Genomic DNA, 9857 nt, shown 5'->3' with positions numbered 1-9857 from the left:
GCGAAACTACTTCGCCGTCGTCGCCATTGCCGCCACTCTGCTCTGGATAAGGTAACTGTCCACACGGCCTAGCGGCCTGTCGGCGGCTGCGGTGGCGTGCCGTGCTCGTCCGAATCGCCGTTGCCGCCCAGTGCGCGATGCAGCAAGCGCTCGGTGCGGCGGCCGACGGTCAGGAGCACGAGCGCGATCACCAAGGCTGTCGCGACGATCCGCCACTCTCCGGCTCCGGAGACGATCCCGATACAGGCGGCCAGAAAGGCGCAGGCGGCACTCGTCAATCCACGGACGCGGAAGTGTTCTCTCTCACGGACGATGACGCCGGCGCCGAGAAAGCCGATGCCAGTCAGGATGCCCTGGATCACGCGGCTGGTCGCATCGGTGATCTTGCCGACCTCCGTGAACTGCACGGCGACCACGACGACCGTGGCGGTGGACAGTCCGACGATGCCGAGCGTCTTCAAGCCGATCGGCTTTCCGCGCAGATCGCGATTGAGGCCGATCAGGGCGCCCGCCAGCGTGGCGACGCCAAGGCGCAGGATGATGTCGCTCCATTCAAGCACGCGGCATACCTCGGCGGCCGGCTATTTCGGCAGCCGTCCCATCATGTAGAACTCGTCGTTCGGGCGCATCGCGGTGAAGTTGGCCATCCGGTTCGACAGCGCAAAGAACGCGGCGATCGCCGCGATGTCCCAGATGTCGTCATCGCTGAACCCGTGCGCTTTGAGCGCGCCGAAATCGGCTTCCGAGATCGTGCTCGCCTCGCGGCTCACCTTCATCGCGAAATCGAGCATGGCGCGTTGGCGCGGCGTGATGTCGGCCTTGCGATAGTTAACGGCGATCTGATCCGCGATCAGCGGATCCTTGGCACGGATGCGCAGGATCGCGCCATGCGCGATCACGCAGTAGTGGCATTGGTTGGCGGCGCTCGTTGCCACCACGATCATTTCCCGCTCGGCCTTGGAGAGGCCGCTGTCCTTCTCCATCAACGCGTCGTGATAGGCAAAGAAGGCGCGAAACTCGTCTGGGCGATAGGCGAACGCCAGGAAGACGTTCGGCACGAAGCCGGATTTCTCCTGCACTGCGAGGATACGTTCGCGGATATCCTCGGGCAATTTGTCGAGAGGAGGCATAGGAAAGCGTGTTGCGATCGGCTCAGTCATGGCAGGTCCCGGCTCCAGGCAGTGCAGCTTGGCCGGAACCATAGTCGATGACGGCGCGAGCGCAAGCGCCCGGCCGCAGGACTCTCAGCGCAATGGCTTCTTCAGGAGCGAGAAGCGGTCCGGATCGAGCCCCATCGAGGGCTGCAGCATCGGCGCGTCCAGCGTCGTGGCGCGCGCGGCGGGCCGCTCGCTGATCGCGGGGTCGTTGGGCACGTCGCGGTGCGAGGTCGCGCCGCGCCAGCGCTCCAGGACGGCCGAGACGAAATGCATGTCGTGGCCGGCGGCAACCGACGGCACGGTCGCGATGGTGGCTTCGCTGCGCGGAAGCTGATGCGGCGGCACCTCCTTGAAGCGCAGCCGCGTCGGCAACGCCACGCCTTCGCCGAACGCCAGCACCTCTCGGGTGCCGAGCGAGGGCACGAACGACAGCAGGTTGGCCGCGGCGTCGGAAACCGCCGAGCGCAACAGCGCCTGGTCGCGGTCGTTGGCGAGCCGCATCGTGAACAGCGTGTTGCACTGGGAGATGATGGTGGCATCCAGCTCGGCCGGGCGCTGGGTGACGAGGCCGAGATAGACGCCGTATTTGCGGCCTTCCTTGGCGATACGGGATACGGCCTTGCGGGTCGGGCCGAAGCCGATATTGCGGTCGGCGGACGCGTAGCGGTGCGCCTCCTCGCAGACGAACAATAGCGGCGAGACGCCGTCGCTCCACAGCCCGAAATCGAATGCCATCCGGCAGAGCACGCTCACGACGGAATCGATGACCTCGGCCGGGAAGCCGGCGAGCTGCATCACCGTCATCGGCTTGCCGTTGGCGGGCAGGCGGAACAGGTGGCTGATGACCTCCGCCATCGTGTCGCCGCCGACATTGGCGTTGTCGAACATGAAGGCGTAGCGGGGATCGTTGCGGACGGTCTCGATGCGCGAGATCAGCTTGTGATAGATGATGCGCGAGGAGCGGTTCTCAAGCTTGCCCATGCGCTCGTCGATCAGCGCGATCAGGTCGACCAGACGATAAGGCACCGGCGTGTCGACGGTGTAGCCGATCTGCTTGGGATCGATGCGCTTCAATCCGATGCGGTCGGCGTTCTGGTACTGGGTGTAGATACCCTTCGCCATCGGGATGACTTCGGCAAGGATGTCGAGTTCTTCCGGCACGCCGGGGCGGCCGCCGAACAGCACGTCGACGATCTCTTCGAAGTTGAACAGCCAGAACGGCAGTTTCAGGTTGCGTGGGTTGAGCACCTGCGCGCGCTCACCGAAGCAGCGACCGTATTCGTTGTGCACGTCGAGCAGGAAGATGCGCAGGTTCGGCCGCGACTTCAGGATCTCGTTGAGCAGCAGCGACACGCCGGTGGACTTGCCGACGCCGGTCGAACCGAGCACGGCGAAGTGCTTGGACAACATTTCCTCGATATCGACATACGCGGTGACCGAACGATCCTGCTGCAGGGTACCGACATTGATCTGGTCGGAGCCGCTCGGCGCATAGATCGTACGTAGCTCCTCTGCGTTGATCAGGTCGACGGTGTCGCCGATGGTCGGGTAGTTGGTGACGCCGCGCTGGAATTTGGGACGGTCGCCGCCGAGAATTTCGCCGAGCAGGTCGACGGAAGCGGTTGCGATATAATTGTCGGACGTCGGCAAGTCCTCGCAACTCACCTCCGTGATCATGGCGACGATCACGGAAGACGCACTCCGGATGCTGACGAAGCGACCGACGGTCGCGCGCACTTCCGAAAATGGCATCTGGCTGGTTGCCAGGAGTCCGACGCGGGCTTGCGAGCCGCGCACCGAAATCACACGTCCAAAGGATGTCACAGTTCCGGACCCGGGATATTGCGAGATTGAGCAGGGCTCCCACTATGGGAAGCGGGGCTGGACAAAGGGTTAAACCGAAGTGGCTCCAGTTTTGCTAAATCCACACCATCCGGGTGAGGATTTGCTTCGCAAGTTAGAGGCTGGCGGAGCAAGTTGCGCGGGAAACCAGGGTTTTCTCGCCAAAACCTGACCCGACCCCTCGCTGGTTCCGATTAACGATCGATTTACCGCTTCGGTAGAGCGCGATACCGCTGGCTGCGCCGTCAACCATTCGCCCCGCACGCGGCGGGGTCGCGAAAGGATGATCACGCCGGAGGCGGGGGGTGGGTGCTGGCAAGATGGTCAAGACCTGCTTTCAGGAATGATTTGACGGCGTCCGTTGCACCGGATGCTTCGTCCGACACCAGGTCGAAATGCGCGGACCATACGACCCTGCTGCTGTGGTCCGGGGCGTCCTCGATGCGGAACTCGCCGACATAGTTGCGGATCGGCATCGCGGTTGCCTCCATCCTGTAGCGATAGAAGCGCTCATTCGGCGCGAATTCGATCAGCCGTTCGGTCTGTCGCTTGCCGTCGTGCGTCTCGGCAACCCGCGTGCAGCCCTCGTGGTCTCCTTCGCTTTCCACCCTCGTCAGCATCGGGTGCCATCGGCCCACCGAGCCGAAAGAACCGATCTCCCGCCAGAGGTCTGTCGATTTCTCGCCGATCGGCACGGATACGATGATTTGCGGCATGCGTCAGTTTCCCCGTCATTCTGCTTGCCTCGTGGCGCAAACTATTTCGCGGCGCAGCAGTTCCGGGGGAACATCTGAAAAAAGCGGAGACGCGTCGCCTAGAGGCCAGGGATGTCGTGGTGCCCGCGTCCATGCCCCTGAAAAATTCATCCAGCGCGCCGCTGGCGCCGTCGCGCTCCTTCGCAAAAGAGGCTAGTGAATCCGAACCGTGACGGACGAGTCGTTCGCTGGCGTGGTCCTCTTGTCAGTTTGGAGACGTCAATGCAGCCGGAGCCGATCTACGACCTTGCTCATCTCGGCCACATGGAACTGCTGACGCCAAAGCCGGAGGAGAGCCTGAAATTCTTCGTCGACGTCATGGGCATGACGGTCAGCGGGCAAAAGGGCGAGTCGGTCTATCTGCGCGGCTGGGACGATTACGAACGCTATTCGCTGAAGCTGACAGGGGCGAAGACTTCAGGCATGGGTCACGTGGCGCTGCGCGCTCGCAGCCCGCAGGCGCTGGAGCGTCGTGTCGCCGCGCTCAAGGACTCCGGCTTCGATCTTGGCTGGATCGATGGCGATATGGGGCAGGGGCCGGCTTTCCGCTGCCGCGATCCTGACGGCCATCTCATCGAACTCTACTACGAGACCGAATGGTACCAAGCGCCACCGGAACTCAAGCCGGCGCTGAAGAAGCAGGCGCAGCGCTTTCCTGCACGCGGCGTCAATGTGCGTCGGCTCGACCATCTCAATTGCCTCGCCGTCGACATCAGGGCGAATCGCCTGTTCTTCGAGAATTACCTTGGCTGTCGGCTCACCGAGCAGATCGTGCTCAACGATGGTACGGAAGCGGCGATGTGGATGACGATGTCGAACAAGAGTTACGACTTCGCCCACACTCGCGACCACTACGGCAAGCCCGGCCGCTTCCACCATGTCACCTATGCGCTCGACAGTCGCGAAGAGATCTTGCGCGCGGCCGATATCTTCCTGGAGAACGGCGTCCATATCGAGACCGGCCCACACAAGCACGCAATCCAGCAGACCTTCTTCCTTTACGTCTTTGAGCCCGGCGGCAATCGCGTCGAGGTCGCCAACGCCGGCGCCCGCTTGATCCTGGCGCCGGACTGGAAGCCGATCGTCTGGACCGAGGAGGAGCGCAAGAAGGGCCAGGCGTGGGGATTGAAGACGATCGAGACCTTCCACACTCACGGCACGCCGCCGATTGGCGAATGAGTGTGAATCCGCGCCAAAGCCAGGAATAACCGATGGCGACACGCATCGATTTCACCAGCGAAGAATTCTTCCGTGATCCCGCGACCGCTGTCGCGGCGCTGCGAGCCAGCGCGCCCGTGGTTGCCACGCGATTTCCGATCGTGGGCAAGGTCTGGGTCACCACGACCTATGAGACCACCGCAACGATGCTGAAGGATTCCTCCATCTTCACGCTGCGCAAGGAGGACGGGGCGCTGGCAGGACTTCAGTGGTGGATGCCGAAATCCATCGCAACGATCGCCAACAGTATGTTGACCAAGGACGAGCCGGATCACAGCCGCTTGCGCGGCATCGTCGATGAGGCGTTCCGCCGTCGCGCCGTGCTCGAGATGGAGCCGCACATCCGGGCGATCGCGGACGGCCTTGCGGACGAACTGTTCGCATCCGGTAGCCCCGCCGATCTGGTACAGCGCTATGCGCGCATCCTGCCGCTCTCCGTCATCTGCGAGCTCCTCGGCCTGCCGGCGGCCGACCGGCCGAAATTCATCGGCTGGGCGAATGCGATGGGGCAGATTGCCAGCGCCTTCGGCTTCCTGCGCATGCTGTTCATCCTGAGGAAGATGGGGCGCTACCTGGAGGAACGCCTGCAGGCCGCGCGCAAAGAAGGCGGTGAGGGGCTCATTGCCGAACTGGTGCAGGTCGAAAGGGAAGGCGGCCGCATCACGCCGGACGAAATGGTCTCGATGATGATTCTGTTGCTCGGCGCCGGCTCCGAAACCACGACGCATCTGATCAGCGGATCGGTGTTCGAGCTGCTGAAGAACCCCGAAACGCGCAACTGGCTCGAGGCCGACTGGAACCGCGCTGCGCTGGCGGTCGAGGAATTCCTGCGCTTCGTCTCCCCGGTGCAATTCTCGAAGCCACGCTATGTGCGGCGCGATGTCGAGCTCGGCGGCGTCGCCCTGAAGAAGAACGATCGGGTGATGGCCATGATCGTGGCCGCCAATTTCGATCCCGCATCGCACCCACAACCCGAGCAAATGGACCTCGAGCGGCGGCCGAACCGCCACATCTCCTTCGGCACGGGCATCCATTTCTGCCTCGGTCACCAGCTCGCGCGGATCGAGGCGATCTGCGCGCTGAAAGCGCTGTTCACCCGCTGGCCAAAGCTTCAGCTTGCGGTTCAGCCATCGGAGATCCATTGGCGACGCCGGCCCGGGATACGGATGATCGAGAAGCTGCCCGTGGTGCCGAATGCGTGAGCGGCGCCGCGTATCGAGACCATGCTAGCCTGTACGACCGGCCGCCGGGGTCGAAGTCGCGAGGAGGCGGTTCTTGGTAGACATCTGGGCAAGGAAATCGACAGCCGACCTGCTGCAGGAGGCGGCAGGGGTAGAAGGAGACGCGCGGGCCTCGCCGCTGCGGCGCACGCTGTCGGCACTCAATCTCGTCGCGCTCGGCATCGGCGCCATCATCGGCGCGGGCATCTTCGTTCTGACCGGACACGCAGCGGCCGCGAATGCAGGACCTGCGGTGACGCTTTCGTTCGCGTTCGGCGCGATCGCCTGCGCCTTTGCGGGGCTCTGCTATGCGGAGATGTCGTCGACCGTCCCGGTCTGCGGCAGCGCCTATACTTTTGCCTATGCGGCGCTGGGCGAATTCGTGGCCTGGATCATCGGCTGGGACCTGATCCTCGAATATGCCGTCGGCGCGGTGGCGGTCTCGATCGGATGGTCGGGCTATGCCGTCAGCTTCGCCAGGGATTTTGGCCTTACGATACCGCCGGAGCTCGCGTCTGCGCCGCTGAGCTATGATGCGACCACGCATGCATGGTCGTCGACGGGCGCGATCTTCAACGTGCCGGCGATGCTCATTATCGTCTTCATCACGGCGCTGCTGGTTGCGGGGATCAGAGCGTCGGCGCGGTTCAACAATTTCATCGTCGCGGTGAAGCTGGTCGTCATCCTGCTCTTCATCGCCTGCACGGTCTCCTCGTTCACGACCGCGAACTGGGTCACCGCGAGCAATCCCGAAGGGGCCTTCATTCCGCCGAATGCGGGCGTCGGCGTCTATGGCTGGTCCGGCGTGTTCCGCGGCGCGGCCGTGGTGTTCTTCGCCTATATCGGTTTCGACGCGGTCTCGACCGCGGCACAGGAGGCGAAGTCGCCCGAGCGTGACATGCCGATCGGCATTCTCGGCTCGCTCGTGATCTGCACGGCGCTCTATGTCGCGGTCGGCTTGGTGCTGACGGGCATCGTGCCGTTCGACCGGCTGAACGTTCCCGACCCGATTGCGGTCGGGATCGATGCCGCCGGCGTCGGCTGGTTGTCGCCGATCATCAAGCTCGGCATCCTCTTCGGCTTGACCTCGGTGATACTGGTGATGCTGCTGGCGCAGCCCCGGATCTTCCGCGCCATGGCGCATGATGGATTGCTGCCGCCGGCGATCGCAAACATCCATCCGCGTTTCCGGACGCCTCATGTCGCCACCATCGGTTCCGGCATCGTCGTTGCCCTTCTCGGCGGGTTGCTGCCGATCGGGCTGGTGGGCGAGCTCGTCAGCATCGGCACGCTGTTCGCGTTTGCCGTGGTCTCGATCGGCACAATGGTGCTGCGCGTCGTCGATCCGGACCTGCCGCGTCCGTTCCGGGCGCCGGCGATCTGGCTGGTGGGGCCGGCCGCGGCCGCAACCTCGCTCTTCCTGATGCTCAGCCTGCCGATGGACACCTGGATCCGGCTCGCGGTGTGGCTGGTGATCGGCCTTGTGATCTATGCCGCCTATGGCCGCACGCATAGCCGTCTGCGCGCGAGCGATCAGCGCTGACGCGGCGGAACGATTCGACCCGGAGCAAATTCATCCAAGGCATCGTCCACGCCCGATCGAAATATGCCGGACAGCGCTGCGTCGGCGACATGAAGCTGTGGCGATTTTGCAGATGTGAAGGCGTGTGCTTAGCGTTCGGTGATAGCCTGAGATCGATCAACGAGAGCGGCAAGGGGAAGCGTCAATGAGCGAGCAAACAACCGCCAACCGCGAACGACGACCATCTCGCCGGCATTTTCTGCAAACAGGCGCGGCGGTCGCGGGCGGGGGCGTGCTCGGCGCGACGCCGGGCATGGCGGACACCAGCAACCTTCCGCCCAGCATTCCCGAATGGATGAAGGCGCCGGGCGCACCGATGGGCGATCAGCCCTACGGCACGCCGTCGGTCTATGAGAAGGGCGTCGTCAAGAACATCTCCAAGACGCTGCCGCAATACATTTCCGCCTCCGGCCGCACGCCGCTGCAGGAGCTTGACGGCAACGTCACGCCGAACGGGCTGTTCTACGAGCGCCATCACGGCGGTGTGCCCACCATCGATCCGGCGCAGCACAGGCTGATGCTGCACGGCCTCGTCGATCGCCCGCTGATCTTCACGATGGACGATATCCGCCGCTTCCCGTCGCAGTCGCGGATCCATTTCATCGAGTGCTCCGGCAATCCCGTCTACACCAAGCCCTATGGCAAGACGGCGTCCGACCTCGTCGGCCTCGTGAGCTGCGCCGAATGGACGGGCGTGATGCTGAAGGATGTCCTCAACGAAGCTGGCCTGCAGAAGGAAGCGAAGTGGCTGGTCGCCGAAGGCGCGGATGCGGCGGCGATGACGCGCTCGATCCCGATCGAGAAATGCCTCGACGATGCCATGCTGGTCTACAGCCAGAACGGCGAGCGGCTGCGTCCACAGCAGGGCTATCCACTGCGCCTCTTGCTGCCGGGCTTCGAAGGCAACATGAACATCAAATGGCTGCGCCGGCTGAAGGCCGTGGCCGAGCCTGCTTATTCGCGCGAGGAGACCTCGAAATATACCGACCTGATGCCCGACGGCACGGCGCGCGAGTTCACCTTCTACATGGAGGCGAAGTCGATCATCCTGCGTCCCTCGGGCGGACGGAAACTGAATGGGCCCGGCTTCCACGAGATATCAGGGATCGCCTGGAGCGGGCACGGCAAGATCAAGCGCGTCGAAGTCTCCGTTGACGACGGCAAGAGCTGGCAGGCGGCCCAACTTCAGGAGCCGGTCCTGACCCGCGCGCTCACCCGCTTCCGCGTGCCATGGCAGTGGGACGGCAATCCCGCCGTGATCCAGTGCCGCGCGATCGACGAGACTGATTATGTGCAGCCGACGCTTGCCGAACTGCTCGCGGTTCGCGGCGTCAATCATTTCTACCACAACAACGCGATCTGGCCGTGGCGCATCGCCGCGAATGGGGAGGTGAGCAATGCGCTGGCCTAGTTCGCACATCGCGCTGCTCGCCGCCGTGATTGCTGGGCTCGCTGTCGCCGCGCAGGCCGAGGAGCGCTTTCATATCGGGCGGCCGGCGACGCCGGCGGAAATCAAGGGCTGGGACATCGACATCGGCCATGACGGATCGAACCTGCCGCCGGGCGGCGGCAGCGTCGAACGCGGTCGCGTGGTTTTCAGTGAACAATGCGCGGCCTGCCACGGCGCCGACGGGCAGGGCGGTGTCGGCGATCGCCTGGTCGGCGGACAGGGCACGCTCGCGAGCGCAAAGCCGGTGCGTACCGTCGGCAGCTACTGGCCTTATGCGCCGACGCTGTTCGACTACATCCGCCGCGCCATGCCGCAGAACGCGCCGCAGTCGCTGAGCGATGAGGATGTCTATGCGGTCTCCGCCTACATCCTCAATCTCAACGGCCTCGTTCCGGCGGACGCCGTGCTCGACGCCAAGACGCTCGCCGCCATCAAGATGCCCAATCGCGACAGGTTCGTCTCCGACCCGCGCCCGGACGTGCGCTAGCTCTACGGCAGCCGTAGCCGAACGGCACGGAAACCGGCGGCCGTCCGGATCACGCCGGCACTGAGCAGCCGCGCATTGCCTCACCAAGGATGTTACCGGAGAACTGACCGTCAGGATTGGGGCGGCGATACCGAATCGGATCGGTG

General features: G+C 64.0%; 9 protein-coding genes. 5 read left to right on the top strand and 4 right to left on the bottom strand.

All coding sequences use genetic code 11. The annotated features are described in order from the left end of the window. Nucleotides 1–68: 68 nt before the first annotated feature. The 4 genes from AAFX91_RS34795 to AAFX91_RS34780 form a co-directional block, all read right to left on the bottom strand. The gene (locus AAFX91_RS34795; protein ID WP_394569568.1) at nt 69–560 is read right to left on the bottom strand and encodes an MgtC/SapB family protein; all 492 of its coding nucleotides are present in this window, start codon (nt 558–560) and stop codon (nt 69–71) included. A gap of 21 nt (nt 561–581) precedes the next feature. Then, nucleotides 582–1160, bottom strand: a complete 579-nt coding sequence (locus AAFX91_RS34790) for a peroxidase-related enzyme (protein ID WP_130580636.1) — start codon at nt 1158–1160, stop codon at nt 582–584. An 84-nt stretch (nt 1161–1244) separates the two neighbouring features. Beyond that, complete coding sequence (locus tag AAFX91_RS34785) at nt 1245–2981, bottom strand: ATP-binding protein (protein WP_130580637.1); 1737 nt, start codon at nt 2979–2981, stop codon at nt 1245–1247. Nucleotides 2982–3286: 305 nt separating this feature from the next. Next, nucleotides 3287–3715 carry an SRPBCC family protein gene (locus AAFX91_RS34780; RefSeq protein WP_130583388.1) on the bottom strand — a complete coding sequence of 143 codons (429 nt, stop codon included), beginning with the start codon at nt 3713–3715 and terminating at the stop codon, nt 3287–3289. A gap of 261 nt (nt 3716–3976) precedes the next feature. Here AAFX91_RS34780 and AAFX91_RS34775 point away from each other — a divergent pair, with 261 nt between their 5' ends. The 5 genes from AAFX91_RS34775 (at nt 3977) to AAFX91_RS34755 (ending at nt 9711) form a co-directional block, all read left to right on the top strand. Further along, entirely contained in the window at nt 3977–4933 is a 957-nt protein-coding gene (locus AAFX91_RS34775) for a catechol 2,3-dioxygenase (protein WP_130583389.1), read from the top strand. Nucleotides 4934–4965: 32 nt separating this feature from the next. Continuing rightward, the gene (locus tag AAFX91_RS34770; protein WP_130583390.1) at nt 4966–6174 is read left to right on the top strand and encodes a cytochrome P450; all 1209 of its coding nucleotides are present in this window, start codon (nt 4966–4968) and stop codon (nt 6172–6174) included. Between the two features lie 73 nt (nt 6175–6247). Continuing rightward, nucleotides 6248–7735 carry an amino acid permease gene (locus AAFX91_RS34765; protein ID WP_130583391.1) on the top strand — a complete coding sequence of 496 codons (1488 nt, stop codon included), beginning with the start codon at nt 6248–6250 and terminating at the stop codon, nt 7733–7735. A gap of 184 nt (nt 7736–7919) precedes the next feature. Then, a complete protein-coding gene (soxC, locus tag AAFX91_RS34760; protein ID WP_394569567.1) occupies nt 7920–9185 on the top strand; it encodes a sulfite dehydrogenase in 1266 nt (421 codons plus the stop codon). After that, the gene (locus tag AAFX91_RS34755; RefSeq protein ID WP_130583393.1) at nt 9172–9711 is read left to right on the top strand and encodes a c-type cytochrome; all 540 of its coding nucleotides are present in this window, start codon (nt 9172–9174) and stop codon (nt 9709–9711) included. The genes soxC and AAFX91_RS34755 overlap by 14 nt, the downstream gene beginning before the upstream one ends. Nucleotides 9712–9857: the final 146 nt, after the last annotated feature.

This window comes from Bradyrhizobium sp. 31Argb, assembly GCF_043638955.1.
Taxonomy (GTDB): domain Bacteria; phylum Pseudomonadota; class Alphaproteobacteria; order Rhizobiales; family Xanthobacteraceae; genus Bradyrhizobium.
The sequence above is the reverse complement of the archived record's forward strand: the minus strand, read 5'-3'. Positions and strand labels throughout refer to the sequence as shown.

Bases quoted from the DNA above. Each gene is read 5' to 3' on its own strand.
- AAFX91_RS34780 (WP_130583388.1), bottom strand. From the start codon at position 3,715: ATGCCGCAAATCATCGTATCCGTGCCGATCGGCGAGAAATCGACAGAC.
- AAFX91_RS34775 (WP_130583389.1), top strand. From the start codon at position 3,977: ATGCAGCCGGAGCCGATCTACGACCTTGCTCATCTCGGCCACATGGAA.
- AAFX91_RS34790 (WP_130580636.1), bottom strand. From the start codon at position 1,160: ATGACTGAGCCGATCGCAACACGCTTTCCTATGCCTCCTCTCGACAAA.
- soxC (WP_394569567.1), top strand. From the start codon at position 7,920: ATGAGCGAGCAAACAACCGCCAACCGCGAACGACGACCATCTCGCCGG.
- AAFX91_RS34770 (WP_130583390.1), top strand. From the start codon at position 4,966: ATGGCGACACGCATCGATTTCACCAGCGAAGAATTCTTCCGTGATCCC.
- AAFX91_RS34755 (WP_130583393.1), top strand. From the start codon at position 9,172: ATGCGCTGGCCTAGTTCGCACATCGCGCTGCTCGCCGCCGTGATTGCT.